Below are 26,217 nucleotides of genomic sequence, written 5' to 3' on the forward strand. Positions count from 1 at the left end.
CGGGCCCGCACACCGCGGGGCCCGTCGCCGGGGCTGTGAGACGCTGGCGGCGTGCGCATAGGTGTTCTCGGTCCGCTGGAGGTCTCGGACGGCGGGACGCCGGTCGCGGTCGCGGGGAGCAGGCTCCGCGCGCTGCTGATCCGGCTCGCGCTCGACCCCGGCCGGTACGTCGCCACCGGCGCGCTCGCGGACGGGCTGTGGGAGGGCGAGCCGCCCGCCGACCTGGGGAACGCCCTCCAGTCGCTGGTCTCCCGGCTGCGCCGCGCGCTCGGGCGGCCGGAAGTCGTCGAGTACGGGGGACCCGCCGGGTACCGTCTGGCCGTACCGCCCGACACGGTCGACGCGGTGCGCTTCGAACACCTGGCCAGCGAGGGCGGCCGGGCGCTCCGCTCCGGTGACCCCGCCGCCGCAGGACGCCTGCTCGACGACGCGCTCGCGCTCTGGCGCGGGGAGGCGCTGGTGGACGTCGCCCGCGCGCCGTTCGCCGAGGGGCCCGCGCACCGGCTGGAGGAGCTGCGCGTCGAGGCCGTCACGGACCGGCTGGAGGCGGGGCTCGCCGCGGGCCGGGCGGCGGAGACCGTTCCGGGGCTGGAGGCGCTGACCGAGGCCCACCCGCTGCGCGAACGCCCGCGCGTCCTGCTCGTCAGAGCCCTCGACGCGGCGGGACGGCAGCCGGAGGCGCTGACGGCGTACGAGGAGTTCCGCGCCCGGCTCGCCGGTGAACTCGGCATGGACCCCTCCGCCGAACTGCGCGCCGCGCACCTGGCCGTCCTGCGCGGCGAGGGCGGTACGAGCGGTCGGAAGGAGAGCGCGGCGCCCGCCCCGGACGAGACCCCCACCAATCTGCGGGCCCCGCTCACCAGCTTCGTCGGGCGGGACGGCGAACTGCGCCGGGTGCGCGAACTGTTGACGGGCGCCCGCCTCGTCACGCTCACCGGGCCGGGCGGAGCGGGGAAGACCCGGCTGGCGACGACCGTGGCGACGAGCCTGCTCGCCCACCCCGAAGCTCGAACTGAGGCCGGCTCTGTGACGGACGACCTGCCCGGCGGCGTATGGCTCGCCGAACTGGCCCCCGTCACCGGCGCCGACGACGTGCCCCTCGCCGTGCTCGGCGCCCTCGGTGCCCGGCAGTCCGCCGTCGTGGACCTCCGTCATCAGGCGCCCCAGGACGTGCTGACCCGGGTCGCCGACACACTGGCCGCCGCGCCCGCCGTCCTGGTCCTCGACAACTGCGAGCACGTCGTCGCGGCCGCCGCGCACGTCGCCGAGCAGCTGCTCGGCCGCTGTCCCCTGCTACGGGTGATCGCCACCAGCCGGGAGCCGCTGGGCATCGCGGGCGAGGCACTGTGCCCCGTGCCGCCGCTCGGCCTCCCGCCGAACGCCGCCGACGCCGCCGACGCCGCGCCGGACTCCCGCGACTCCCACGACGACCGCGGCTCCTCCGACCCGCACGACTCCCCGGCGGTGCGCCTCTTCGCCGACCGGGCGCGCGCGGCCAGCCCCGGCTTCGCCGTGACGTCCGCGAACGCGACGGCCGTGGCCGAGATCTGCCGTCGCCTCGACGGGCTGCCGCTGGCGATCGAACTGGCCGCGGCCCGGCTGCGTTCGCTGCCGCTCGGCGCGGTCGCCGCCCGCCTGGACGACCGCTTCCGGCTGCTGACCACCGGATCGCGCACCGCGCTGCCCCGCCACCGCACGCTGGAGGCCGTGGTCGCCTGGAGCTGGGAGCTGCTCGACGAGGAGGAACGGCGCCTGGCCGAACGGCTGTCCGTGTTCCCCGGCGGCGCTACCCCCGCCGCCGTGGCCGGAGTCTGCGGCATGGACGAGACGGCGGCGCTCGACCTGCTGGCGGCGCTGGCGGACAAGTCGCTGCTGCACATCGCCGCCGAGGACGGGCCGCGCTACCGGATGCTGGAGACGATCCGCGAGTTCGGCCAGGAACGGCTGGCGCGCGCCGGGGCGCTGGACGAGGCCCGCGCCGCCCACGCGGCGTACTTCGTGGAGCTGGCCGAGGCCGCCGACCCGCACCTGCGGGCGCACGGGCAGCTGCGGTGGATCGCGCTGCTGGACGCCGAGCACGACAATCTGCTCGCCGGCCTGCGCTGGGCGGTCGAGACCCGGGACGCCGCCGTCGCGGTCCGTACGGGCGCCTCGCTCGGCATGTACTGGAGCATCCTCGGCCACCACGCCGAGGCCGCCGAGTGGCTGCGGCTCGTGCTGGAGGTGCCCGGCCCGTCCTCGGCGGAGCTGCGCGCCGTCGCCCTCGCCTTCTACATGATCAACAGCGCCTCGTCGGGCCGCGTCGAGCAACTCGCCGCCCCCGGCGAGGAGCTGATGGGGCTCGCGGCCCAGGTGGCGGCGGACGGCGGGCACGCGCTGCTGGCGGCGCTGGAGCCGGGCGTCGCGATGTTCACGGAGGACGACGACACCGGCATCGCGCTGATCGAGGCCAGGCTGGACCACCCGGACCCCTGGACCCGCGCGATGCTCCGGCTGATGCGCGCCGCATTCCGCGAGAACAAGGGGTACGCCGCCGGGCTCCGGGAGGACCTGGACGCGGCGGCCGACGGGTTCCGGTCCGTCGGCGACCGGTGGGGGCTCGCGATGAGCCTGACGCAGCTCGGTGAGTACCAGGCGCTGACCGGCGAGATCGAGGAGTCCCGCGCCGCGCTGGAGGAGGCGCTGCGGCTGATGCGCGAGCTGCGGGCCCGGAACGACATCGGCCAGCTGCGCGTACGCCTCGCCGAGCTCGACGCCCGCGCGGGCTGTACGGGCGCCGCCCGTGCCGAGCTGACGGACCTGCTGCGCGCGGCCCTGCGGGAGGGCGTTCCGCACGTGGTCGTCATCTGCCGGGGCGCCCTCGGCGACATCGCCCGCCGCGAGGGCGACATCCCGGCGGCGGCCCGGTGGTACGAGGAGGCGCTGAGCACCTGGCGCGAGGGCCCCGGCATGGTGCCGCAGGCCGTACCGCAGCTCAGCGCCCTCCTCCACACGGGCATGGGCCACCTGGAGTGCGCCCGCGGCGACCTCGACGCGGCCGCACGCCAACTGGCGGCGGCCACCGAGGCGGTCGGCCGCGCCCGGGACATGCCGATCGCCGCACTCGTCGGCGTCGGGCTCGCCGACCTCGCCGCGCACCGCGGCGAGACGGCGTACGCGGCGGAGCTGCTCGGCGCCGCCGATGTCGTCCGTGGCGTCGGCGGCGTCGCGCAGCCCGACGCGGAACGGCTCACCGCGCGGCTGCGCCGCGCGCTGGGCGACGCTTTCGCACCGGCCCACGCCCGCGGCGCGGCACGCACCCAGCCGGAGGCGCTCGCCCTGCTCCACGCGGCGGCCGGGAGCGGCCCGGCGGCCAAGAGCGGCCCGGCGGCCGGGACCCGGGGCGGCACGCCGTCCGGCGGGCCCGTCCCCGGCCCCGGTGCCGGTCAGGCGCGGCGCCGGTAGGCCCGTACCGCCAGGGGGAAGGCGACGGCGAGGATGCCCGCGCCCCAGAGCGCCGTGGCCAGGACCGGGGCGGCGACCGGGCCTTCGACCATCAGGCCGCGCGACGCCTCCATGGCCTGGGTCACCGGATTGACGTCGACCCAGGCGTGCAGCCAGCCGGGGAGGGTGTCGGCCGGTACGAGGACGTTGGTGCCGAACGTCAGCGGGAACAGGGCCATGAACCCGATGCCCTGGACCGCGCCCGGCTCCCGCACCAGCATGCCGATGAGCACGAACACCCAGCTCAGACAGAACGCGAAGGCCATCACCAGCAGACAGGCGGCCAGCGCGGAGAGCGGGTCGGTGCCGATCCGGAAGCCGACCGCGTAGCCGAAGCCGAGCTGCACCACGATCGTCACCACGAACCGGATGACGTCGCCGAGCACCGAGCCGATCAGCGGCGCCGAGCGGGCGATGGGCATGGACCGGAAGCGGTCGAAGACGCCCTTCTTGATGTCGTCGTTGAGGTTGATCCCCGTCTGCACGGAGGCGAACAGTACGTTCATCACCATCAGCCCCGGCAGCAGGAACTGGAGGTAGGCGTGCGTCGACCCGGCCACCGCGCCGCCCAGCAGATAGACGAACATGACGATGAACAGCACGGGCTGCATGGTCACGTCCAGCAACTGTTCGGGCGTGCGCAGGGTCTTCGTCAGGCTGCGCCGCGCCAGCGCGACGCTGTGCCGGGCCAGCGGGAACGGACGCCGTCCGTCCGCCCGGCGCGGTGGCCTCGTCCGTTCCGGAACCGTCAGCGTGCTCGTCATCAGGCCGCCTCCCCCTTCTCCTGGTCCTTCTTCTGTTCCTGCGCGGCCCCGTGGCCGGTCAGCGTGAAGAACACGTCGTCCAGGTCGGGCAGCCGCAGCGCCAGCTCCGCGACCGCGATCCCCTCCTCCTCCAGCCGCCGTACGACCGTGCCCAGCACCCCGTCGTCCTCGACCGGGACCGTGAGGACCCCGCGCCCCGGCGACTCCGGCTCGTGCCCGGTGGCCGCGGAGAGGATCCCGGCCGCGGGGGCCAGCGTCCCGGCGTCCAGCGGCCGCAGCTCCAGATGGCGGCCGCCGACCCGCTGCTTCAGCTCCGCCGGGGTGCCGTGGGCGATGACGCGGCCCCGGTCGATGACGGAGATCTCGTCGGCGAGCGCGTCGGCCTCCTCCAGGTACTGGGTGGTGAGCAGCACCGTCGCCCCGTCCGCGACGAGCGAGCGGACGATGCCCCACATGTCCTCGCGGCGCACCGGGTCCAGGCCCGTGGTGGGCTCGTCGAGATAGACGACGTCCGGCCTGCCCACCAGGGAGGCGGCCAGGTCGAGGCGGCGCCGCATGCCGCCCGAGTACGTCTTCGCCTGCCGCCCCGCGGCCTCGGTCAGCTCGAAGTGCGCCAGCAGCTCGCGCGCCCGGGAGCGCGCCGCGGCCGTACGCAGGTCGAGGAGCTGCCCGATGAGCACGAGGTTCTCCGTGCCCGTCAGGTCCTCGTCCACCGAGGCGTACTGGCCGGTGAGCCCGATCGTCCGGCGCACCGCCTCGGCGTCCTGGACGACGTCGAGCCCGCCGACCGTCGCGCGGCCCGCGTCGGGCCGCAGCAGGGTGGCGAGGATGCGGACGGCGGTGGTCTTGCCCGCGCCGTTGGGACCGAGCACGCCGAGCACGGTGCCCTGCCGGGCCGCGAGGCTGATCCCGTCCAGCGCGGTCGTCGCGCCGAACCGCTTGACCAGGCCCTCGGCCTGGAACGCGTAGGTCATCACTTCTCCTTCGTGGTCGTGCGGGAAGGAGAGTGGCAGCGGCCGCGCACACGCCACGCACCGCGCACTGGCACGGCGCTGCGGCGGGCTTCCACGGGCCGGGGAGGGTCATCTACCGTGCGAGATCCGCGAGGCGAGATCCGCGAGTTGGGGAGGGATCATGGCGCACGCCGGTGACGAGGTGGCCCGGCTGTACGAGGCCGGGGGCGAGGGGATACGGGCGGGCGAGGCGCACTCGGCACGCATGTACGACTACCTCCTCGGGGGCCACGACAACTTCGCCGCCGACCGGGAGGCCGCGGACGCGGCGGTCGCGGCGTTCCCGACGCTGGGCACCGCGGCGCGGGAGAACCGCGCCTTCCTCGGCCGCGCCGTGCGCCACGTGGTCGAGGAGACCGGCATCCGCCAGTTCCTCGACATCGGCTCCGGCCTGCCGACCGCCCAGAACGTGCACCAGGTCGCGCGGCGCCACGTCCCGGACGCCCGCGTCGTGTACGTCGACAACGACCCGCTCGTCCTGGCCCACGGGCACGCGCTGCTCGCCGCCGACGCGCGGACGACCGTGATCCGCGGCGACATCCGGGACCCCCGCGCGATCGTCGAGCACGCCGGGACGCGGGAACTCATCGACTTCCGCGAGCCCGTGGCCCTCCTCGCGGTGGCGGTCCTGCACTTCGTCTCCGACGAGGAGGACCCGCGCGGGCTGGTCGCGCGGCTGCGCGAGGCCGTCGCCCCCGGCAGCGTGCTCGTCCTCTCGCACTCGACGGCCGAGATCTCGCCCGAGACCGCGCTCGGTGTCCAGACGGCCTACCGGGCCCAGGGCGTTCCGCTGACCCTCCGCGACCGCGCGGCCTTCACCGGGTTCTTCGAGGGGTTCGAGCTCGTCGAGCCCGGCGTCCAGGTCGTCTCCGACTGGCGCGCGACCGTTCCCGAGTCCGAACGTCCGTCGCACGCCGAGGTCTCCTGGTACGGCGGCATCGGCCGTCTGCCGTAGCCGTCAGGTGAGGCGCCGCTCCAGGACAGCGCCCGGCCACGTGCCGTACAGGAAGCGGGCGACGTCCGTGAAGCCCGTCCGCTCGTAGAAGGCGACCAGTTCGCCCCCGCCGCCCGCCCAGCAGTCGACCCGCAGCAGCTCCACACCGGCCCGCCGTGTCTCCTCCGCCGCCCGGCCGAGGAGGGCGGCGCCGATGCCGCGACCGGCGTACTCCCGGTCGGAGACCAGCAGTCGGACGTACCGCTCGGGCTCCCCGGGCGCGGCGATCGGCATCTCCGGGCTGGGCCCGTGCCCCAGCACCAGGCAGCCGACGGGCGTGCCGTCCAGCTCGGCGACGAAGGGCTCGTGCTCGGTCGTGTACCGCTCGATGCGCTCCACCCCGCCGGGCTTCTCCGAGAACGGCGTCGTGCCCCACTGCTCGGTGTTCCCCCGCGCGTTCATCCAGGCCACGGCGCCGTCGAGCATGCCGACCACGGCCTGCACGTCGGCCGGGCCACCCGTTCTGATCCGTATCTCTTGCCTCGTGTGCCTCGTGTGCCTCGTGTCGTGATCCACGGCGGAAGCCTAATGGCCGCCTCCGGCGCCGAGGTCGGGGTCCTGGCGTGGGCTGAGGCGTACGAAGGGGAGCTGGCGTCCGACCGCGCGGTAGTCCTCCGTCGTGCCGTCGACGGAGAAGCCCATGAAGCGGACGAGTTTGCGTGCGGCCCGGGGGTGACGGGGCGCGTAGCGGGCCATGAAGTCGCCGCCTTCGTCCGTGCCGAGCGGACGCGCGGTGACGGGGAGGGTGCGCAGGCCGACCTGGACGCTGGTCCGGGGCGTGGCGAGGAGGTTCCGGTACCAGGCGGCCTTGGGGCCGAAGCCGGAGCAGACCACGTAGCTGCCGTCGGAGCGGTCGTGCTCGACGACCTCGATGACGACTTGGCGGCGCTTGCCGGAGACGCGTCCCGTGTGGTTCAGCAGGAGCAGACGGCCGCCGAAGAGCCAGCCCATGCGCATGCGGTAGAGGTGGATGGGGGCCCGGAACAGCAGACGGCGGATGCCGGTGGGCGGGTCGGGGCGCTTGATGATCTCCAAGGCGGGCCTCCTTCGGGGGCGGGGCGGGTGGGTCACCGGGGCGGGTGTGGAGCACCGTCCGCACCGTCCGTACCGGGTGCGGCGGGTGCGGCGGGCGCGGCGGTGAGCCCGCCGGAGTAGATCGCGAGCACTTCGGGCCCCCAGCGCGCGAGCCCCTCGGCGGACAGCGGGTCGGTGTCGAGGACGGCGGTGAGGTGCTCCCGCAGGAGCAGCACGGCCAGGTCGTTGGCCATGAGGACCGCCGCGCGTACGGCCGGGTCCCGGCCCGGTGCGGCGAGCCCAGCCTCCACCATCGCGTCGAGGGTCGCCCGGCTCAGCTCGTGGAGCCGGACGAAGAGCTGCCGTCCCGAGGTGCTGCCGGACAGCAGCAGCCGGGAGAGGTAGGCCGGGATGGGGGAGTCCGACGGCAGGTGCTGGAGCATCACCTCGGCCAGCGACCGGCCGGCCGCCGCCGGATCGGAGGGGTCCCGCGCACCGTCGGCGGTGATCGCCCCCAGCATCCGGTCGAACGCGTCGAGCACGTACTGGTCCACCTCTTCGCGGAGCCCGTCCTTCGAGCCGAAGTGGTGCAGCACCAGGCCGGGGGAGGCCCCGGCGGCGGCGGCGATCTCCCGCACGGAGACGTTCTCCGGCCCCTTCTCGGCGAAGAGGCGGAGCGATTCGTCGCGGAGGACCGCGCGGGTGGTCCTGTCCTCGGGGGTTGAACGCATGTTTAGTAGACTAAACGCGTGTTCAGCTCGATGGCAAATCGGACAGACCGGAGACGCACGTCCACGGTTCGCCCCGGTGACACGGCCCGTACACCTGGCGTTCGTGTGACCACACTTCGCTCTAGGTGCTGGCCGGGAGCGGCTCCCACGGCTGTCGTACCGCACCGGCCGTCTGCTGTTGGCCGAGGGCAAGGAACGAGAAACGTGAACGCATCCAGGCGGCCGAGCGGAATCGTCCGGGCCGCCGTACTGACCTCTGTCGCCACCTTCACACTGAGCGCCTGCTGGAGCGCCGGGGCGGGAACCGACGACGGCAAGGAGCTGCTCGGCAAGGTCATGGTGGACGGCTCCAGCACCGTCGCCCCGCTGGCCAAGGCGGCCGCCGAGCTCTACGCGGAGAAACAGCCCAAGGTCCGTGTCTCCGTGGGGACGTCCGGGACGGGCGGGGGCTTCAAGAAGCTCTGCTCGGGCCACGCGGACATCTCCGACGCCTCACGCCTGATCAAGGCCAAGGAGCGCGCCGCGTGCGCGGAACGGGGCGTGAAGTACGAGGAGTTCTCCGTCGCCAACGACGCGCTGACCGTGGTCGTCAACAAGAGGGCGTCCTGGGTGGACTGCCTGTCGACCCGGCAGCTGAAGAAGATCTGGCAGCCCGGCTCCCGGATCCACAGCTGGAAGCAGGTCGACCCGTCGTTCCCCGACGTGCCCCTCAAGCTCTACGGACCCGGCTCCGACTCGGGCACCTTCGACTACTTCACCAAGGCCATCAACGGCACGGAGGGGGCCTCCCGCGCCGACTACACCTCGACGGAGGACGACAACGTCACGGTGCGGGGCGTCTCCCGCGCCCGGGGCGGAATGGGCTACTTCGGCTTCTCCTACTTCGAGGAGAACGAGAACGAACTCAAGTCCGTCATGATCGACAGCGGCGACGGCTGCGTCGTCCCCAGCGTCACGAGCGTCCAGAACGGCACGTACAAGCCGCTGTCCCGGCCGCTGTTCATCTATCCCACCGCCAAGGCCCTCAAGCGGCCGGAGGTCGAGGACTTCGTCGAGTACTTCGTCGAACACCACGCCCAGATCACGGCCGGCACCCAGTTCATCCCCCTCAACTCCCAGCAGGAGGACAAGCTGAGGGACGACCTGAAGAAGCTCAAGGCCGCCGCCGGCTGACCACCGGGGCCTTGTCAAGGATTCCTTTACGCGGGCCGGTAGACGTGGGCCGCCGTTCCGCCGGTGAACGGGGTGCTGCTGAGCAGGGTGAGGTCCAAGTGGTCGGCGAACAGGGGGAGGCCGGTGCCGAGGGCCACGGGGTGGACGATGAGGCGGTACTCGTCGACCAGGCGCAGGGACGAGAGGGCACGGGCGAAGCTCGCGCCGCCGTGGGCCAGGATGTCCTTGCCGGGCTCCTCCTTGAGGCGGGCGATCTCCGTCGCGAGGTCGCCGTCGGCGATCCGCGTCCCGGCCCAGTCGGCCTCCTGGAGCGTGCGGGAGAAGACGACCTTGGGGATCTCGTTCATCGGGGCGGCGAACACCTCCGTGGACGTCGGCCAGTGGGCCGCCATACCCAGGTAGGCGGTCCGCCCCATGATGTGCGTGCCCGCCTGCCACAGCGTCGTCCCGGCCAGCCACGCCGCCGCGTCGTCGCTGAGACTGGGGAAGATCCAGTCGACGCTCCCGCTGTCCGTACCGACGAACCCGTCGAGCGACACGTTCATCTTCAGCACCAGTTTCCGCACGCCGAACCTCCTTGCCCGCGGGGCCTGTCCGGCCATCTCCGTACGGACTCGGGCCGTACGGGAAACTCATCGCCCGTACGGCGGTCAGGGCCGGTCGGGACCGGTCAGGACGTACGCGCGGCGTTGAGCGCGTCGACCGCGGCCCGCGCGGTACCGAGGTTGGCGAAGTCGACGGCGACGAAGTTCACCGGGTGGCCCCGCTCGGACGCGCAGCGGCGGGCCCGTTTCAGCACGAAGTCCTTGTCGTTGACCTCGGCGGCGTCGATGCGGCTGCCGCCGCCGTGGGTGATGAAGTGGTTCATCAGGAACAGATTCTTGTCCTTGCCGCCCCGGTTGGGCTCGCAGTTCATCTCGCCGGGGTTGGAGAACGCGAAGGGCGTCTCCATCCCGTACCGGTAGAAGTTGCGGTACCAGGGGGCCGGGCCGTCGGCGCGCTCGGCGAAGACGACCAGCCGTTTGTCCTCGTCGACCATCTTGCCCAGGGTCGGCCACTCGGCGCCGGGGTCGTCGTCGGGCGTGTACAGCAGATCCTCGACCCCGGCCTTGCGGAACGCGGACGCCGTCTGCTTGCCGCTGACGCCGTCCTCGATGATCAGCGTGACCACCTCGTCCGGGTGGTCCTCCATCCACTTGCCGATCTCGCGCAGCGACTCGACGAACGGGACGGCCCCCGCCCGGCAGATCGCGTGGCACAGCCAGAGACCGGGCTCGGCCGGGCTCGCCTTGTCGATGATCCCGGAGATGCGCCGCTGGGTCTCCGGGGCGAACTCGGAGAGCTTCAGCCGCGGGGCGATCTCGTCGCGGCGCTCCCAGGTGTGGGTGTCGATCAGCAGCGCCCGCGCCCCGTTGTCGAGCTGGGTGGTGATGTCGGCGTCCTGGAGCGGGCTGATGAACTGCTCGGCGGTCGAGGACATCGAGTTGTGCGTCGCCAGGTACGCGGCCTGGTCGTAACGGGCGTCGCAGAGCGCGGCCGAGCCGTTGCAGTAGGCCCGGTCCGTTCCCTTCGCGACGGTCGGCAGCAGCGTAGGACCAAGGACGATCATGGTGGTGACGACCGCGCCGACGGCGGTCAGCAGGGCTCGCCGCGTACGCGGCGTGAACCTGCGGCCCACGGCACGCCGCTCCCACACGACGGCGAGGGCGGCCATCGGCAGGCCCACTGCCAGCGGCACCAGCGCGGCGAGCAGTCCGGCGTCGGCGAGTGAGCGGACGCCGGTCCGCTCCAGGTCCCCGACCAGGGAGGCCAGCGACGGCGGCCAGGACGCCGGAGGCGACCACACGAGCGCGTCGGTCCGCCACCGCACCAGCAGGAACACGAGCGCCGCCAGCACACCGCCCCCGGCGAGCAGCGCGCCGAGGTCACGCAGCCGCCGCGTCCTGCGCCGCGGCCCGGAGAGCCACAGGAAGACCACGGAGGCGAGGCCGACGACCGCGGCGAACGTCTGCACGGGGCCCATGACCAACTGCGTGACCTCGCGCACCGACTTCAGCGCCCCGATGTCGGCGCCCGAGGCCTCCAGGTCCTCCGCCACGTTCCACCGGCCGCCGTCGGCGATCTTCATCAGGTCCCGCCGCGCCTTGTCGCCCCCGCTGCCCGCCGTGGTGCCCGGCAGATGCGGGCCCACCGCGGCCAGAGCCGTGGCCACGTCGCCCTCGGCGAGGGCCCCTTCGACCTGCGGGCGCAGCTTCGCGCGTTCGCTCTCCGGAACACCGGAGAGCAGCAACTTGGCCCCGTCCTCGGCGTCCTTCTTCCCCAGGTCCACCTTCGGCAGGTCGGGCTTGCGCCCGGCGGCGACGTCGTCGAGCGCCGAGTCGAGCTTCTTGAGCGCCGAGTCGAGCTGGGCCTCGCCGCGCCCCTTGGAGTCGGAGACGAGGCTGCTCAGATACACCTCGCCGAGACCGCCCAGATTGGCCATCAGCGGTGTGAGGTCCACCGACAGGCTGAGCGTGTCGGCGTCGCCCCGCAGATAGCGGACGAGCGCGACGATCTGCTCGTCCGTCAGCTCGCGCACGGTCGCGGGCGGCAGCACCGTCTTGAGGTTGGCGGTGATCACGGACTCGGGGACGGGCAGCCGCGCCAGCAGGCTCCGCGTCACCGGCTGCGCCTCCGGGTCGACGAGCACCTCGTCGTACAGCCGGTCGTACGCCCGTTCGTCGTCCAGGACCCCCTGGTAGAAGCCACGGCTCAGGGCCGTGGAACGTACGGTGCCCGCGGTCACGAGGACCACCACGCACAGCACGGTCAGCACTCCCGCCAGGACGCGGCACCACCGCACCCACCGCTCGCTACGCCACCCGGCGGCCGAGGGCACCTTGCGCTCGTCCGGCGCTGCGGTACCGCCCACCACGACACTCTCCCCTGCGGTTCAAGACCTCTACGACCGGCCGTCACACTAAGCGCTACCTGTGCCGATTGGCATTTCGATCTTCCTGGGTGGACGCCGTCCGACCTCCTTGGGGTGAAGTCCGGCGTGGTCGTCCGGGGGCCGCGGGACGGCTGGGGGATCGTGGGCGCATGACCGAATTCCCGAGCTCAGGAGGCCCCGTCGTGCGCCGTACCGTCACCGGTGTCGTCACCGCACTCGTCCTGGCAGGCGGCAGCGGTGTCGCATGTGCGAACGACGGAGGAGAGGACGTCGTGCGGAACGCCTCCCACGTCGGCAGCAAGGCGGGGATGGCCCTGCCCAGCGCGGCGAACACCCTCGCCCAGCGCTCCGCCTCCCTCGCCGACAAGACCGGCATCGACCGCCCGCTCATCGGCCCCGGCGACCTCGGCCGGGGACCCTACCGGTCGTAGCGCCCCTCGCGCCCGCATCAGCCGGTACGCGCCGCTGCCGCGACTCCTCCCGGGAGCGCGGCGGCGGCGCTTTGGCGTGTGAGGGACTCCCTGTCCTGCTGTCTTGCGATGGCCTCTAGTGACAGTTACGGTGTATAACTAAAGCGAGAGCGTGGTGCCGCAATGAGCGTGCGCCACCCGCGACTTGGGAGGGAAACCGGCATGATCTACCACCAGATACGTCTCGCCATGCGGCCCGACGCACCCCAGGACAAGGTCGAGGAGGCGCTGGGGGCGCTGCGCAGGATGGGCCGCGAGATCGATGCCGTCGAACACTGGGCGGTCGGCCGGGACTTCGGCGGCGACTTCGAGTACGGCGCCCTGTTCGCGGTCAAGGACATCGCGGCGTACCGGGCGTACATGTACGACCCGCTCCACCGTCACGTCGACGGGATCGGCCTGCCGCTCGTGCGGAACATGATCTCCCAGGACCTCACCGACGACGAGGACCCGGAGATCGGCGCGCGGATCCGCGAGATCCACGCCGAGCGCTTCGCGGGCGACCCCGCACTCGTCGCGCTCATCGACGGCCTCGGCTCGTACGAGGGCAGCGGTGTGCCGGAGGGAGGGCCGGAGGGAGGACCGGAGGGCGGTACGGAGTGACGCCGCGGACCCCGCGGCTCAGGGTGTGGGGATGCCCGCCGGGCGGGACGGGCGGCCGAAGCGCACGGGCACGCCGGGGGAGTAGAGCACGCTGACCGGCGCGCCCTCCGGCATCGCGAGCCCCGCGGCCGTGATGAGCGACTCGTCGCACTCCAGGAGCTCGGCGCGGTGCAGCGGCCAGCGCGGATGCGCGTTGGGGAGGTAGACGGAGCGGCCGAGGAAGGCGTTGTGCATGCCCCAGCGGGCCGTCAGGAAGTGCTCCAGCTCGGTGGGCTCGTCGAGGCGTTCGCCGACGCGAACGGTGAGGCGGCTGTGCGCGCCGCGCGGCCCCGGCCAGCGGCGCGCACTGGTGTAGACGCGGAGATCGCCCTCGGCCCGCACGTCCATGCGCGACCACTGGTACGGCAGTCCGAATCCGGCGCGCGCCATCAGGACCGGGATCAGCCGGGACGCGTCGAGCGAGCGGAAGACGACGCCGCGCCGCCCCCGCGCGTCCACCGAGTAGAGCCGCACGTTCGTCTCGGGGAACGTGCCGAGGTACGGGACGCCCGGCAGCCGGAACCAGCCGACGCGGTGCATCCGGAACGCGACGAGCCCGACGTACGTCACCCCGTGCAGCGTGTCCGGAGCCGCGCCCTCCGGGAGCAGCGGTGCGACCTCGGCCGGGTCCACGGCCCAGTGGAGGAACGCCAGATCGAGCCAGGACTGCGTGAGGAGCGGGCTGGCGATCGGCGCGGGCGCGTCGGCCGTGATCGGCTCGGGGAGCGGTGCCGGTACGGGGGACGGCGCCGGTGCGGGGGGCATCCGTTCAGGATCGCAGGACCACCCCGCGCACCGGCGCGCGCCCCCGGGGCCTCACGCGCCCACGTACTCCGCGAGGTGCTCGCCCGTGAGGGTCGAGCGGGCCGCGACGAGGTCCGCCGGAGTGCCCTCGAAGACGATCCGGCCGCCGTCGTGCCCCGCGCCGGGACCGAGGTCGATGATCCAGTCGGCGTGCGCCATGACCGCCTGGTGGTGCTCGATGACCAGGACGGACTTGCCGGAGTCGACGAGCCGGTCGAGCAGGCCGAGGAGCTGCTCGACGTCGGCGAGATGGAGGCCGGTGGTCGGCTCGTCGAGCACGTAGACCCCGCCCTTCTCGGACATGTGGGTCGCCAGCTTCAGCCGCTGTCGCTCGCCGCCGGAGAGCGTGGTGAGCGGCTGGCCGAGGGTGAGATAGCCGAGGCCGACGTCGGAGAGCCTGCCGAGGATCTTGTGCGCCGCCGGGGTACGGGCCTCGCCCGCGCCGAAGAACTCCTCGGCCTCGGCCACCGGCATCGCCAGCACCTCGCTGATGTCGCGGCCGCCGAGGTGGTGGTCCAACACGGAGGCCTCGAAACGCTTCCCCTCGCACTCCTCGCAGGTCGTGGAGACGCTCGCCATCATCGCGAGATCGGTGAAGACGACGCCCGCGCCGTTGCAGTTCGGGCACGCGCCCTCGGAGTTGGCGCTGAACAGCCCCGGCTTCACGCCGTTGGCCTTAGCGAACGCCTTGCGGATCGGGTCGAGCAGCCCCGTGTACGTCGCCGGGTTGCTCCGCCGGGAGCCGCGGATCGCGGCCTGGTCGATCGAGACGACGCCCGCCTCCTCGGCGGCCCTGCTGTGGACCAGCGACCCCTGCACGAGTGAGCTCTTGCCCGATCCGGCGACACCGGTGACGACGCAGAGCACGCCGAGCGGGATGTCCACGTCGACGTCGCGCAGGTTGTGCGCCGAGGCGCCCCGGACCGGCAGCTCGCCGGTGGGCTTCCGTACGGACTCCTTCAGCGCGGCGCGGTCGTCGAGATGACGGCCGGTGATGGTGCCGCTGCCCCGCAGCCCCTCGACGGTGCCCTCGAAGCAGACGGTGCCGCCCGCCGTACCGGCGCCGGGACCGAGGTCGACGACATGGTCGGCGATCGCGATCGTCTCCGGCTTGTGCTCGACGACCAGGACCGTGTTGCCCTTGTCGCGCAGCCGCAGCAGCAGGTTGTTCATCCGCTGGATGTCGTGCGGGTGCAGGCCGATGGTGGGCTCGTCGAAGACGTAGGTCGTGTCGGTCAGGGAGGAGCCGAGATGGCGGATCATCTTGACGCGCTGCGCCTCGCCGCCGGAGAGCGTGCCCGCGGGCCGGTCGAGCGAGAGATAGCCGAGACCGATCTCCGCGAACGAGTCGAGGGTGCCGCCCAGCGCGGTGAGCAGCGGCGTCACGGAGGGCTCGGCGAGACCGCGCACCCACGCGGCGAGATCGCTGAGCTGCATCGCGCAGGCGTCGGCGATGGAGATCCCGGCGATCTTCGACGACCGTGCCGCCGCGCTCAGCCGCGTCCCCTCGCACTCGGGGCAGTCGGTGAAGGTCACCGCGCGGTCCACGAACGCCCGGATGTGCGGCTGCATCGCCTCCCGGTCCTTGGCGAGGAACGACTTCCGGATGCGCAGGAGCAGCCCCTCGTACGTGAGGTTGGTGCCCCTGACCTTCACCTTGGTCGGCTCGTGGTGGAGGAAGTCGCGCAGCTCCTTCTCGGAGTAGTCGCGGATGGGCTTGGCCGGGTCGAGGAAGCCGGACTCGCTGTAGAGGACCACGTTCCAGCCCTTTTCCCCGTAGCCGGGGATGGTCAGGGCGCCCTCGGAGAGGGACTTGGAGTCGTCGTAGAGCTCGGTCAGATCGAAGTCGGTGACCTTGCCACGGCCCTCGCAGCGCGGGCACATGCCGCCGGTGCGGGTGAAGGAGACCTTCTCCACCTTCTTGTCCCCGCGTTCGACCGTGATGGCGCCGCTCGCCTTGACGGAGGGGACGTTGAAGGAGAACGCGTTGGGCGAGCCGACGTGTGGCTCCCCGAGGCGGCTGAAGAGGATGCGCAGCATCGCGTTGGCGTCGGTGGCGGTGCCGACGGTGGAACGGGGGTCCGAGCCCATCCGCTCCTGGTCCACGATGATCGCGGTCGTCAGCCCGTCCAGGACGTCGACCTCGGGGCGGGCCAGGGCCGGCATGAAGCCCTGGACGAAGGCGCTGTAGGTCTCGTTGATCAGCCGCTGCGACTCGGCGGCGACGGTGTCGAACACCAGTGAGCTCTTGCCCGAGCCGGAGACACCGGTGAACACCGTCAGGCGGCGCTTCGGGATCTCGATGCTGACGTCCTTGAGGTTGTTCTCGCGCGCGCCGTGCACGCGGATCGCCTCGTGGCTGTCGGCGGCGTGCGGCGCGTCCTGGTCCTGCCGCGGGTCCGTCGTCGGGGCCATGCTCATCGTCTCCATCTGTGAGTGCCGGGCCGCTTTCCGCGGAATCGACCGGCATCGCCTGGCTCGATCCAACCAGATGCGATTCGTACGTCTGTCGGTCTTGGTCGAACGGGCTCGGCCGGGCTCAGCGCAGCTCCTGGATGCGGACCAGGTTCCCCGCCGGGTCACGGGCCGCGCAGTCCCGCACGCCGTACGGCTGCTCCGTCGGTCCCTGGATGACCTCGGCGCCCGTCGCCAGGAGCCGCGCGTGCACGGCGTCGAGGTCGGTGGTGGCCAGGACGATCCCGGCGTAGGTGCCCTTCGCCATCATCTCGATGACCGTGCGGTGCTCGTCGGGGGTGACACCGGGGCCGTCGACCGGCGGTTTCAGGACGAGCGAGGTGTCGGGCTGGCCGGGAGGGCCGACGGTGATCCAGCGCATTCCGCAGTCCTCGACGTCGTTCCGTACCTCGAAGCCGAGGGCGTCGCGGTAGAAGGCGAGGCAGGCGTCGGGATCGTCGTCGTCGTGCGGGAGGAAGCTCGCATGAAGGGTGAGGCCCATGCCGCCACGCTAGGGCCGGGGGCGCGGCGGACGCTTCTCGAATCCTGACCGGTGAGGCGGATTCGACTTGCCTGGCGGGAAAGTCGGGTGTAGCTTTCCTGGTGGGAAAGTTGAAAGGGGGCTTGCGGCTTGCCTCCTTGAACCGGCTTGGCGTGCCTCGGCACGTCAGGGGAGGGCGATGTTCGTGAGCACATCGGTGGATGCCGATCAGGCATGGAGCGCGCTGCAGCGCATCCGGGTCCCGCAGGAGAGGGTGTACGACGAGATCGAGAGGTCTGCTTCGGCCGACCCCGGCGCGACGTACGCCACGGGCGTGATCATGTGGATCTTCCTGGCGAGCCTGGGCCTCGACCTGGCTCCGTGGGGCGTCGCGCTGGTCGTTGTCGCGTATGCCGGGCTGCTCGGTGTGCTGGCCGTGTCCTGGGCGCGCCGGAGCCGGATGAGACTGCACCGCTCCCGCTACGACTGGCGGACGACCGCCGCTCTGGTCGCGGGAGCGTCGGTGACCGCGGGGACGGCGGTGCTGTCCGGCAGCCTGGCCGAGCCGCTGGATCCGATGTCCGGCAGTCTGATTCAGGCCACTGCCACGACGGCCGTGTTCCTGCTGTTCACCGGCCCGGCGAACCGCTGGGCGGCCGGTTCGCTGCGTGGCCACCGCGAGCGAGCCGCGGGTGACGGGGCCGCGCACGAGGGGGCGGGCCGATGAGCACCCCGACCGGCTTCGACGAGCTGATCCATCCGGCCACACGGCTGTCGGTGGTCGCGCTGCTCGCCCCCACCGAGTGGGCGGAGTTCGCCTTCGTCCGCGACAGCCTCTCGCTCAGCGACTCCGCGCTCTCCAAGCAGCTGCACACCCTGGAGGAGGCCGGATACCTGGAGATCCGCAAGGAGGGCGGCGGCCGCAAGCGGCGCACGACGGTACGGCTGACGGACCGCGGCCGTTCGGCCTTCGAAGGCCATGTGGCGGCGCTCCGGGCGATCGTCGAGGGCGCGGGGCAACCGGGCCGGCGCCACGCGGAGGTGGACCGATGACACTGCCCGGGCACGCCACCACCCACGCCACCACCCAAGCCACCACCCAAGCCACCACCCAAGCCGTCATCCATGCACGCGGCATGACCATGGCGTACGGCGACGTCCATGTCCTCCACGGCATCGATCTCGACATCCACCGCGGCGAGGTCTTCGCCCTCCTGGGGCCCAACGGTGCGGGGAAGACCACCACCGTCGAGATCCTGGAGGGCTTCCGGCGCCGCTCCGCCGGGGAGGTCCGCATCCTGGGCGCGGATCCGCAGCAGGGCGGCGACGCCTGGCGTGCCCGCATCGGCCTGGTCCTGCAGTCCTGGCGCGACCACCGCCGCTGGCGGGTCGCCGAGCTGCTGACGCACTTCGCCCTGTACTACCCGGAGCCGCGCGACCCCGCCGAGCTGCTCACCCTGGTCGGCCTCACCGACCAGGCGGGCCAGCAGGTGGACCGGCTCTCCGGCGGGCAGCGGCGACGGCTGGACGTCGCGCTCGGCATCGTCGGCCGCCCCGAACTCCTCTTCCTGGACGAGCCGACGACGGGCTTCGACCCGGAGGCGCGGCACGAGTTCCACGTCCTGGTCGAGCGGCTGGCCCGCGAGGAGGAGGTCACCGTCCTGCTCACCACGCACGACCTGGCGGAGGCCGAGCGGCTGGCCGACCGGATCGCCATGCTGGTCGGCGGCCGGATCCGGGCCTGCGGCACCCCGTCGGAGCTGGCGCGCGGAGCGGCCGCACAGGCCGAGGTCCGCTGGACCGCCGACGACGGATCGTCCCGCCGCGAACGCACCGAGGACCCCTCGCGGTTGGTCTGGGACCTCCACCAGGACGCGGACGGCCCGATCGCCGGTCTGGAGGTCCGCCGCCCGACGCTGGAGGACACCTACCTGCACATGGTGCACCGGCCGGACGACGGGGCGGGCCACGGGTCGGACATCGGCACGGACGGGGCGAGGAGCGAGGAGGTGCGGGCCGCATGAGGGGGACTCGTACGACGGATGAGAGGGAAGTGACCGACGGGGCGACGGCGCCGGGCTGTCCGGGCCGTCCGAGTGGTTCAGGCCGTTCGAGCGGTTCGGGTCGTCCGCGCCGCCGCACCTGGCGTGCCGGTTTCCTGCGCGGCGGGATCGAGCTGCGGCAGCTGCTGCGCAATCCCAAGGAGATGTTCGGCCATCTGGCCAACGTGATCGCCGCGCTGCTCATCGTCGCCTACGTGAGCGACGAGGTGCCCGGCACCCAGGTCCCGCTGGCCCATCTGATGCTCGCGGGCCTCGCCGCCTATCTGCTGTTCCAGATCGGCCTGGTCAGCCTCCCGCAGATGCTGGTGACCGAGCGCGAGGAGGGCACTCTGCTGCGGCTGCGAGCCACGCCCGGCGGGATACCGGCCTATCTCGTCGCCAAGTGCCTGCTGGTGGTCGGCACGGCGGTCGGCAGCCTGGCCGTGCTGCTCATGGCGACCTCGCTGCTGGCGGACGGTCCACTGCCGCGTGGTCCGGAAGGCTGGCTGACGCTGCTGTGGGTCACCCTGCTCGGGCTGCTCGCCGTCGTACCGCTGGGTGCGGCCATAGGCGCCGTGCTGCCCAACCCGAGGGAGGCGCTCGCGCTGCTCATGCTGCCGGTGATGGCGCTGCTGTTCACCTCGGGATCGGTTTTCCCGATCACCTCGATGCCCGTGCCGGTCCAGCAGGTGGCGTCCGTCTTCCCGCTCAAGTGGATGGCGCAGGGCCTGCGTTCGGCGCTGCTGCCGGATTCCGCGCGGACGGCCGAGGCGGCCGGCTCCTGGGAGCTGCCTATGGTCGCGCTGGTGCTGACCGCCTGGGCCGTCCTCGGGTTCCTCCTGGCGATACCCCTCCTGCGCCGCGCCGCCCGCCGCGAGTCGGGCTCCCGGGTGACCGCGCGTCAGCGCAAGGCGGCGCAGAGCGGGGCGGCGCCCGCGTAGCGGTCGCCCTCGCGCCCCTCCTGCTAACTCTGGTCCGGGGGCGGGCTGTCGAGAAGCACCATCCCGTACTGCCCCAGGACGTCGGTGTGTTCGGAGTCGATGCGCGCGTCGTCCGGGCCGATGGCGCGGAAGTAGCCCTCGACCGCGCCGGGGTTGTTGATGACGAGGAGCTCCGCGGTGGGCGTGAGCGTCTGGAAGGTGTGGGGGACGAGGCGGGGCCCGTAGACGTAGGCGCCAGGCTCGGCGTCGTACACGTCGCACATATCAAGGGAGGTCGAACCGACCCAGAACCGTACGCGGCCGGAGAGGACCACCCAGCTCTCGTCCTCGCGGCTGTGGCTGTGCAGGGGCGGCGCGTCCTCGCGGTCCACGGTGAGACGCATGACGGTGACGGCGCCGCTCGTCTCGGCGCTCGTCACGACCTGCTCGATCGCGTTCTTGTAGTAGCGGAAGTCCGGTCCGTCACCCGGGTTCCGCACGAGGGCGATGCTCATGTGAGGTCTCCTCACCGGAGTGGTAGTTGAGTGTTCAATCATTACGCCTGGGTGCGGCAGACCGCCACAGTCCCGGGCAATTTGGCTCGTTCTGAGCCCCGGGGTCGAGCCCCCGTTTCGCCGATGGAGATATCTCCTCTCGGCGCACGGGGCGGCTCTAGCGTTGCGGCCATGTCCTCACCGATCACGGGTACGGCCGCGGGCGTGCCCTTCACCGCGCTGCCGCCCGTCGGCAACGGCCCCGCGCCGCTCGTCGTCACCTGGCACATGCTGGACGCGCCGAGGTCGGACGCCGCGTTCGCCGCCGCGCTGCCCATGGAAGGGCTGCCCGCGTGGCGGGTGCATCTCGGCATGCCGATGTGCGGGGCGCGCATGGTCGACGGCAGGACGGACGCCGTCATGGAGCTGGTGCGGGAGGACGTGCTGATGTCGTTCCTGTTCCCGTTCGTGCGGCAGGCGGCTGGGGAGTTCCCGGCCGCGCTGGCGTCGCTGCGTGAGCAGTTGCCGGTCGGCGACGGTCCGGTCGGGGTGCTCGGCGGCTCGCTGGGCGGGGCCGTCGCGTTGCGGATCCTCGCCGACACCGACATCCCCGTCTTCGCCGGTGCGATCGTGAACGGGGCTGTGCGGCTGCGGTCGGTCGTCGGGCTGTTCCCGGGGGAGTATCCGTACGACGCGGAGTCCGAGAAGGCCGTCGAGAGCGTGGACTTCGTCGCCAGGGCGGGCGCGATCGCCGGTCGCGCCCCGCTGCTCGTCGTCAGCGGCGAAGAGGACCACCTGGGGCTGCGGGCCGACGCGTCGGAGCTCGCCGACGCGCTCGGGGAGCGGGCCGAACTGCTGTCGGTCCCCGGCCTGGCACACCCCCTCGCCGACGAGCCGGGCATCGAGCCCGCGCCGCAACTGCCCCTGGCGCGCGAGGTGGACGCAAGGCTCGTCGCGTGGTTCCGGCGCCACCTCCCCGGCACGGCACGGGAGCCGTCGGCCGGGTGATCAGGTCCGCCGCCGACGAGGACTCGGCTACGGGCTCGGCCATGGGCTCTGCTGTGGGCGAATTTGCTGTCGCGCTGGTGTTCGGGGTGCTTGGGTGACGGCATGGAGATCTTGGTGCTGGGCGGAACAGCGTGGGTGGGCCGGGAGCTGTCGCGGCAGGCGGTCGAGCACGGCCACCGGGTGACGTGCCTCGCGCGCGGCGAGAGCGGGGACGTCGCGGACGGGGCGCGGCTGGTGGCGGCGGACCGCCGCGACCCCTCGGCGTACGAGCCGCTGCTGGACCGGGAGTGGGACGCGGTCGTCGAGGTCTCCTGGCAGCCGGGGTTCGTCCGCGGAGCGCTCGACGCGCTGGGGGAGCGGGCCCGTCACTGGACGTACGTCTCCTCCATCAGCGCCTACGCCTCCCACGCCGAACGGGACGCGGACGAGTCCGCCGCGCTGCTCCCCGCGACCGGCCGTGACGAGGTCGACCGCGCGCTGTACGGCGAGGCGAAGGCCGCCTGCGAACAGGCGTCGGCCAAAGCGCTGGGCGACCGGCTCCTCATCGCACGCGCCGGTCTCATCGGCGGCCCGGGCGACCACAGCGGACGTACCGGATACTGGGCGGCCCGCGCGGCACGCGACCAGCGGGGCCCGATGCTCGTACCCGACGTGCCCGCCCAGCCGACCCAGACCGTCGACGTGCGGGACCTCGTCTCCTGGCTGCTCCACAGCGCGGGGGAGGGGACCACGGGCACATACGACGCCGTGGGCCCCGTCCTGCCGTTCGCCGAGTGGCTCGAACTGTCCCGCACCGTCGGCGGGCACACCGGCCCTCTCGCCACCGCCGGATCTGAGTGGCTGCTCGCGCGGGGCGTGGCCGAGTTCATGGGCGAGGAGTCGCTGCCGATGTGGGTGGCCCAGCCCGACTGGCAGGGGTTCTGCGCCCGGTCCGGCGCCGCGGCCCACGCCGCCGGACTGCGGCACAGGCCCCGGACGGACCTGCTGGCGGACACCCTGGCCTGGGAACGCGAACAGGGCCTGACCCGCCCCCGCCGCGCAGGCCTCAGCCCCGACCGCGAAAACGAACTCCTCGCCGCACTCGGCCACCAGCCGCCGACGGAGAGCTGATCTCGTCGCCCAGCCGTCGGCTCGGCTCGGCTCGGACCGGCTCGGCCTCGTCGAGGAGGGGCGCTTCCGTGATTACGTGATCTCCGCGGGTCGGCACCGTGGTGACCAAGGGGCGGCCTGCTGGCGTCTCCACGGATGCCCCCCGCAGGCATACCCGTCGTCACTCCAGCGGAGATCCACACCATGACTGCTCAGCGGCCTCTCACCTACGACGCATTCGTCGAACTCGCCGTCGCCGACCCTGCCGTCGTCGGCCTCGTCCTCAAAGGCTCCCGAGCCCATGAGGGCATGATCACCCAACACTCGGACCACGACCTGTACGTGGTCCTCTCCGACGACGCCACGACCGATCTCACCCGGTTCGCGGGCCACCGCACCGCCGAGCTGGACCTCGTCATCATCTCCCTTACCGAGTTCCGCGCGGCCGGAATGCCTGGCTTTGAGCGTTACGCCCTCGCCCGAGCCCGCGTCGTGCTCGATCGGCTCGATGGGGGCATCGCCCGGATCCTCGTCGACAAGGAGCGCCTGGATGCGGACGAGGCGTTCCAGGACGCCGGTGGCTGGCTCGACGCCTACGCCAACTCTCTCTACCGCTCCCTCAAGAACCACCGGGACGGCCAGGCACTGGCCGCTCGCCTGGACGCCGCCGACAGCCTCCGGTTCCTGCTCGAGCTCCTCTTCGCCCTCGACCGCCGTCCCCGCCCCTACAACAAGTACCTGGAGTGGGAGCTTGCCCGGCATCCGCTGCCGGGCTGGGACACCGGCGTGCTGCTCCGTGCCGTGGACCACATTTCGGCGACGGGCGACCCGTCCCCGCAGCGGCACCTGTTCGCCCTGGTCGAGAGGGCCACCCGAGAGGCCGGACACAGCGGGGTGCTGGACGCGTGGGGCGAGGACCTGGGCCTCATGAGACCGCAAGAGCAGAACGGGGCCTAGCGGAGGTGCAGTTCGCCGACCGTCTGGTCCTCGCTCTTCTCGCCCGTCGGCCGGAAGCCGAGGCCCAGGTAGAAGCGTTCGGGGCCGGGCTCGCCGGGGTGCCAGGTGGTGGTCAGGAGGGTGCCACCGCGGCGGCGAATCTCGGTGGCCACGGACTCGACCGCGAAGCGGCCGTATCCCCGGCTCTGTTCGCCCGCGGCGATGTTGAGGCGCCAGAGGCCGGAGCGGACGTCCGCGCGTGAGCCGTCGCCACGCCAGTCGATGTCGAAGAAGGCCATCAGGAAGCCGACGGGCCTGTCGCCGTCGAGGATGAGCCGGGGCCAGGCCGCGTCGGGATGGACGTACGCCTCGGCCAGGGACTTCACGACCGGCGCGACCAGGTGCTCCTGGTCCGGCCTTACGCGCAGGGCGAGTGCGGCCTCGATGTTGTCCGGGGTGATCTTCTCCAGGCGGGGTGCGTTGGTCATCCGGGAACCATAGGCCGGTCAGTCACGAGCCCCGGCTCCGTTCGTGCGTCCCGTCTTGCCAGATGACCCGCGCGGGTCTGTCTTGTCCTTGGGTGACGCGGACGGAACCGGCCCGGATCCACGGGGCGGTTCGCGCCGGGCGGGAGAAGGCGAGGCCGGCATGCGAGGGCGCAGCGATGGCTGCGGGAAGGCTCTCACCGGGCGCCCGGCGAGGGGGCGTTCGCGGGTGGCGCGTGCGGTCCAGCGGCTGCGCGGCCTGCGCAGGGAGGCCGTCCGCACCCGGGGGAGGCGCCGGGCGGTCCTCGCCGCTGCGGCGGTCGTCCTGCTCGCCCTCGTCGCGACGGTCCTGCCCCTGCTCCTGGACCGGCTCTCGCCCGCCGTGCGTACGGCCTCGGCGTCCTGCGTACGGGACATCGCCCGGGCGGTCCGGGCGAACGAGGCGAAGGGGTACGTCCTGCTGCGCGTCACGGTCAGGGACGCGCGTGTCCCGGTGAGCGACGGGGTGGCCCGGGGGTACGGCTTCCGGGTCACCGTCCGCGAGAGCCTGTCGCCGGCGCCCCGCCCGGCGGGCCCCGTCACGGTCTGGGACATCCTCCGCCCGCGGTACGCGCCCGAGGCGGAGGAACTGGTGCTGCTCGTGTTCCCGCAGCAGCTCGACAGCACCGCGGGGGAACCGTTGTTCGGCCTCTCCGAGCCGCACGTCTACGAGGTCCGCGACGGCGACCAGGTGGTCCTCGACTGTCCGGAGGGCGAGGGGACCGCCCCGCTGACCGCGTTGAGGGCGTAGGGGGCGTACGGGCGTGGCTGGTACGAAGAGTTGGTACGAAGAGGGGATGACGTCCTACGAACTCGACCCGGTAGAGCGCCTGCTCGCGGAACGGGCCTGCAAACGCGTGATCCTGGAGCTCGTCCGGCGGCTCGACCTCGGGGAGCCGAGCACGGTCAGCGAACTCTTCACCCCTGACGGCGTCTGGGAATGGCCGTACGACGGGAGGCGGATCGAGGGCCGGGAGGCGCTGCGCGCGTACTTCGGCGGGCGGCCCGCCGACCGCCTCTCCCGGCGGATGTGCACGAACATCCTGGTCACCCTCGACTCGCCCCGTACCGCCTCGGCGACCACGTACTTCGCGACGTACCGCGTCGACGGCTACACCGACGGCACGCTGGTCCCGCCCCGGCTGCCCGCGAACATCGGCCACTACGAGGACACCTTCCGCAAGGTCGAGGGCGCCTGGCTGCTGGCGACGCGGACCCTGGTCCTGCCGTTCGGCGGTCCGACGGGGAGGGTGGAGGCCGGGGCGGCCGACCGGTTCTGACCCAGGACGCGTCAGGCATCGGGCCGCATGTGCCGCCCTGCCCATTCCTCGAAGCTGGTGAGGGGGAGGCCGAGTTCCTGGGCGTACTCGGGGCGGGCGGGCTGGCCCACGGCGTTCAGCCACTCGTGCGAGGCGCCCATCGGGGGCATCCCGGCGGCGCGGGCCTCCTCCTCGGTCATGTCCGGCGGGGCCAGGTGAGTGCCGAGGGCGCGGGAGAGCACGTCGGCGATCCGCGTCATCGGCAAATGGTCGCCGGCGAGCTCCAGTTCGACGGCGTGGAAGCGTTCCGGCTCCGTGAGGGCCGCGGCGGCGGCCGTGCCGATGTCGTCCACCGCCACCATCGACAGCCAGGTGGCGGGGCGCAGGAGGGTGACCAGGCCGCCCTCGATGCCGCGCGGGAAGAGGTAGGCCATGGAGGGAAGGAAGTTCTCCATGAAGAAGCCCGGCTTGAGCAGCGTCCAGCGGGCGAAGCCCGCCTCGCGGACCCGGTCCTGGATCGCACTCTTCGCGCCGAGGGTCGGTGACATCGACGCCCAGCGTCCCTCGGCCCAGCCGGGAGCCTCCGTGTGCTGACCGGCGCCGGAGACGGACGTATGCACGAAGTGCGGCACCCCGGCGGCCTGCGCGCCCTGGACGAGGTTGACGCCCTGGGCGATCTCGCCCGCGAAGTCGGGGCCCTCCGGGGGCATGGCGGGCATCTGTACGGAGAAGACGGCGCGGGCGCCCTCGGCGGCGCGGGTCACGGAGGCGCGGTCGTGCAGATCGCCGGTGACGAGTTCGGCGCCGAGCGCCTCGACGGCCTTGGCGCGGGCGGTCGCCGGGTCGCGCACCAGGGCGCGGACGGGGACGCCCGCCGCGCGCAGGGCGCGGGCGGTGGCACCGCCCTGCCTGCCGGTGGCGCCGGTGACCAGGACGGGTGCGGAGTCTGTGGGCATGGTGCTCCTCGGGTAGGCAGGTACGCAGGTACGC

Annotated in this window: 27 protein-coding genes; 14 read left to right on the forward strand and 13 right to left on the reverse strand. The window is 72.8% G+C overall.

What is annotated here, in order from left to right; genetic code table 11:
• Positions 1-51: 51 nt before the first annotated feature.
• The gene (locus ACGF3A_RS17365) at positions 52-3,444 is read left to right on the forward strand and encodes a BTAD domain-containing putative transcriptional regulator (RefSeq protein ID WP_393730506.1); all 3,393 of its coding nucleotides are present in this window, start codon (positions 52-54) and stop codon (positions 3,442-3,444) included.
• On the opposite strand, the gene ACGF3A_RS17370 is transcribed toward ACGF3A_RS17365, so the two are convergent.
• Both ACGF3A_RS17370 and ACGF3A_RS17375 read right to left on the reverse strand, forming a co-directional pair.
• Positions 3,426-4,247 carry an ABC transporter permease gene (locus ACGF3A_RS17370; RefSeq protein ID WP_393730508.1) on the reverse strand — a complete coding sequence of 274 codons (822 nt, stop codon included), beginning with the start codon at positions 4,245-4,247 and terminating at the stop codon, positions 3,426-3,428. The genes ACGF3A_RS17365 and ACGF3A_RS17370 overlap by 19 nt on opposite strands.
• Positions 4,247-5,221: an ATP-binding cassette domain-containing protein gene (locus tag ACGF3A_RS17375; RefSeq protein ID WP_393730510.1), complete on the reverse strand. Its 975-nt coding sequence runs from the start codon at positions 5,219-5,221 to the stop codon at positions 4,247-4,249. The genes ACGF3A_RS17370 and ACGF3A_RS17375 overlap by 1 nt, the downstream gene beginning before the upstream one ends.
• 160 nt (positions 5,222-5,381) lie before the next feature.
• Between ACGF3A_RS17375 and ACGF3A_RS17380 the strand changes: the two genes are divergently transcribed.
• On the forward strand, positions 5,382-6,215 hold the full coding sequence (locus ACGF3A_RS17380) for an SAM-dependent methyltransferase (protein WP_393730512.1): 834 nt from the start codon (positions 5,382-5,384) through the stop codon (positions 6,213-6,215).
• 3 nt (positions 6,216-6,218) lie between these two features.
• On the opposite strand, the gene ACGF3A_RS17385 is transcribed toward ACGF3A_RS17380, so the two are convergent.
• The 3 genes from ACGF3A_RS17385 to ACGF3A_RS17395 all read right to left on the reverse strand — a co-directional run bounded on the left by ACGF3A_RS17385 (position 6,219) and on the right by ACGF3A_RS17395 (position 7,999).
• Positions 6,219-6,680, reverse strand: coding sequence for a GNAT family N-acetyltransferase (locus ACGF3A_RS17385; RefSeq protein ID WP_393730738.1), 462 nt, complete (start codon positions 6,678-6,680; stop codon positions 6,219-6,221).
• Positions 6,681-6,779: 99 nt separating this feature from the next.
• A complete protein-coding gene (locus ACGF3A_RS17390) occupies positions 6,780-7,289 on the reverse strand; it encodes a nitroreductase family deazaflavin-dependent oxidoreductase (RefSeq protein WP_393730514.1) in 510 nt (169 codons plus the stop codon).
• 32 nt (positions 7,290-7,321) lie between these two features.
• Positions 7,322-7,999 (reverse strand): TetR/AcrR family transcriptional regulator, encoded by a 678-nt coding sequence (locus ACGF3A_RS17395; protein WP_393730516.1) that lies wholly within the window; start codon positions 7,997-7,999, stop codon positions 7,322-7,324.
• 204 nt (positions 8,000-8,203) lie between these two features.
• Between ACGF3A_RS17395 and ACGF3A_RS17400 the strand changes: the two genes are divergently transcribed.
• Complete coding sequence (locus ACGF3A_RS17400; protein WP_393730518.1) at positions 8,204-9,172, forward strand: PstS family phosphate ABC transporter substrate-binding protein; 969 nt, start codon at positions 8,204-8,206, stop codon at positions 9,170-9,172.
• Between the two features lie 26 nt (positions 9,173-9,198).
• Here the strand turns inward: ACGF3A_RS17400 and ACGF3A_RS17405 are convergent, their stop codons facing one another.
• On the reverse strand, positions 9,199-9,738 hold the full coding sequence (locus ACGF3A_RS17405) for a dihydrofolate reductase family protein (RefSeq protein ID WP_393730520.1): 540 nt from the start codon (positions 9,736-9,738) through the stop codon (positions 9,199-9,201).
• 104 nt (positions 9,739-9,842) lie between these two features.
• The gene (locus tag ACGF3A_RS17410; RefSeq protein ID WP_393730522.1) at positions 9,843-12,083 is read right to left on the reverse strand and encodes a hypothetical protein; all 2,241 of its coding nucleotides are present in this window, start codon (positions 12,081-12,083) and stop codon (positions 9,843-9,845) included.
• Between the two features lie 170 nt (positions 12,084-12,253).
• Between ACGF3A_RS17410 and ACGF3A_RS17415 the strand changes: the two genes are divergently transcribed.
• Together ACGF3A_RS17415 and ACGF3A_RS17420 are read left to right on the forward strand one after the other, a co-directional pair.
• A complete protein-coding gene (locus ACGF3A_RS17415) occupies positions 12,254-12,535 on the forward strand; it encodes a hypothetical protein (protein ID WP_393730524.1) in 282 nt (93 codons plus the stop codon).
• A 201-nt stretch (positions 12,536-12,736) separates the two neighbouring features.
• On the forward strand, positions 12,737-13,177 hold the full coding sequence (locus ACGF3A_RS17420; protein ID WP_393730525.1) for a Dabb family protein: 441 nt from the start codon (positions 12,737-12,739) through the stop codon (positions 13,175-13,177).
• 18 nt (positions 13,178-13,195) lie between these two features.
• Here ACGF3A_RS17420 and ACGF3A_RS17425 read toward each other — a convergent pair whose 3' ends face one another.
• From ACGF3A_RS17425 to ACGF3A_RS17435, 3 genes are all read right to left on the reverse strand, one after another.
• The gene (locus tag ACGF3A_RS17425) at positions 13,196-13,981 is read right to left on the reverse strand and encodes a YqjF family protein (RefSeq protein ID WP_393730527.1); all 786 of its coding nucleotides are present in this window, start codon (positions 13,979-13,981) and stop codon (positions 13,196-13,198) included.
• A 51-nt stretch (positions 13,982-14,032) separates the two neighbouring features.
• A complete protein-coding gene (locus tag ACGF3A_RS17430) occupies positions 14,033-16,441 on the reverse strand; it encodes an ATP-binding cassette domain-containing protein (protein WP_393730529.1) in 2,409 nt (802 codons plus the stop codon).
• 118 nt (positions 16,442-16,559) lie between these two features.
• Entirely contained in the window at positions 16,560-16,976 is a 417-nt protein-coding gene (locus ACGF3A_RS17435) for a VOC family protein (protein ID WP_393730531.1), read from the reverse strand.
• A 178-nt stretch (positions 16,977-17,154) separates the two neighbouring features.
• Here ACGF3A_RS17435 and ACGF3A_RS17440 point away from each other — a divergent pair, with 178 nt between their 5' ends.
• The 4 genes from ACGF3A_RS17440 to ACGF3A_RS17455 all read left to right on the forward strand — a co-directional run bounded on the left by ACGF3A_RS17440 (position 17,155) and on the right by ACGF3A_RS17455 (position 19,938).
• Complete coding sequence (locus ACGF3A_RS17440) at positions 17,155-17,682, forward strand: hypothetical protein (RefSeq protein ID WP_393730533.1); 528 nt, start codon at positions 17,155-17,157, stop codon at positions 17,680-17,682.
• Entirely contained in the window at positions 17,679-18,008 is a 330-nt protein-coding gene (locus ACGF3A_RS17445; RefSeq protein ID WP_393730535.1) for a transcriptional regulator, read from the forward strand. Before ACGF3A_RS17440 ends, ACGF3A_RS17445 begins: the two co-directional genes overlap by 4 nt.
• Before the next feature lie 83 nt (positions 18,009-18,091).
• Entirely contained in the window at positions 18,092-18,979 is an 888-nt protein-coding gene (locus ACGF3A_RS17450) for an ABC transporter ATP-binding protein (protein ID WP_393730740.1), read from the forward strand.
• Positions 18,980-19,008: 29 nt separating this feature from the next.
• A complete protein-coding gene (locus tag ACGF3A_RS17455; RefSeq protein WP_393730537.1) occupies positions 19,009-19,938 on the forward strand; it encodes an ABC transporter permease in 930 nt (309 codons plus the stop codon).
• A gap of 23 nt (positions 19,939-19,961) precedes the next feature.
• On the opposite strand, the gene ACGF3A_RS17460 is transcribed toward ACGF3A_RS17455, so the two are convergent.
• Positions 19,962-20,432, reverse strand: coding sequence for a cupin domain-containing protein (locus ACGF3A_RS17460; RefSeq protein WP_393730539.1), 471 nt, complete (start codon positions 20,430-20,432; stop codon positions 19,962-19,964).
• Positions 20,433-20,603: 171 nt separating this feature from the next.
• On the opposite strand from ACGF3A_RS17460, the gene ACGF3A_RS17465 reads away from it, so the two are divergent.
• The 3 genes from ACGF3A_RS17465 (at position 20,604) to ACGF3A_RS17475 (ending at position 23,465) form a co-directional block, all read left to right on the forward strand.
• Positions 20,604-21,419 (forward strand): alpha/beta hydrolase, encoded by an 816-nt coding sequence (locus ACGF3A_RS17465; protein ID WP_393730541.1) that lies wholly within the window; start codon positions 20,604-20,606, stop codon positions 21,417-21,419.
• Between the two features lie 102 nt (positions 21,420-21,521).
• Entirely contained in the window at positions 21,522-22,529 is a 1,008-nt protein-coding gene (locus ACGF3A_RS17470; RefSeq protein WP_393730543.1) for an NAD-dependent epimerase/dehydratase family protein, read from the forward strand.
• Positions 22,530-22,712: 183 nt separating this feature from the next.
• Positions 22,713-23,465, forward strand: a complete 753-nt coding sequence (locus tag ACGF3A_RS17475; protein ID WP_393730545.1) for a hypothetical protein — start codon at positions 22,713-22,715, stop codon at positions 23,463-23,465.
• Here the strand turns inward: ACGF3A_RS17475 and ACGF3A_RS17480 are convergent.
• Positions 23,462-23,932, reverse strand: a complete 471-nt coding sequence (locus ACGF3A_RS17480; protein WP_393730547.1) for a GNAT family N-acetyltransferase — start codon at positions 23,930-23,932, stop codon at positions 23,462-23,464. The two genes, ACGF3A_RS17475 and ACGF3A_RS17480, sit on opposite strands and share 4 nt — an antisense overlap.
• A gap of 226 nt (positions 23,933-24,158) precedes the next feature.
• Between ACGF3A_RS17480 and ACGF3A_RS17485 the strand changes: the two genes are divergently transcribed.
• Both ACGF3A_RS17485 and ACGF3A_RS17490 read left to right on the forward strand, forming a co-directional pair.
• The gene (locus ACGF3A_RS17485) at positions 24,159-24,719 is read left to right on the forward strand and encodes a hypothetical protein (RefSeq protein WP_393730549.1); all 561 of its coding nucleotides are present in this window, start codon (positions 24,159-24,161) and stop codon (positions 24,717-24,719) included.
• A gap of 46 nt (positions 24,720-24,765) precedes the next feature.
• The gene (locus tag ACGF3A_RS17490) at positions 24,766-25,248 is read left to right on the forward strand and encodes a nuclear transport factor 2 family protein (RefSeq protein ID WP_393730551.1); all 483 of its coding nucleotides are present in this window, start codon (positions 24,766-24,768) and stop codon (positions 25,246-25,248) included.
• Positions 25,249-25,259: 11 nt separating this feature from the next.
• On the opposite strand, the gene ACGF3A_RS17495 is transcribed toward ACGF3A_RS17490, so the two are convergent.
• Positions 25,260-26,183, reverse strand: a complete 924-nt coding sequence (locus ACGF3A_RS17495; RefSeq protein WP_393730553.1) for an NmrA family NAD(P)-binding protein — start codon at positions 26,181-26,183, stop codon at positions 25,260-25,262.
• Positions 26,184-26,217 lie beyond the last annotated feature (34 nt).

Source organism: Streptomyces sp. NPDC048172, from assembly GCF_043202595.1.
Lineage (GTDB): Bacteria > Actinomycetota > Actinomycetes > Streptomycetales > Streptomycetaceae > Streptomyces.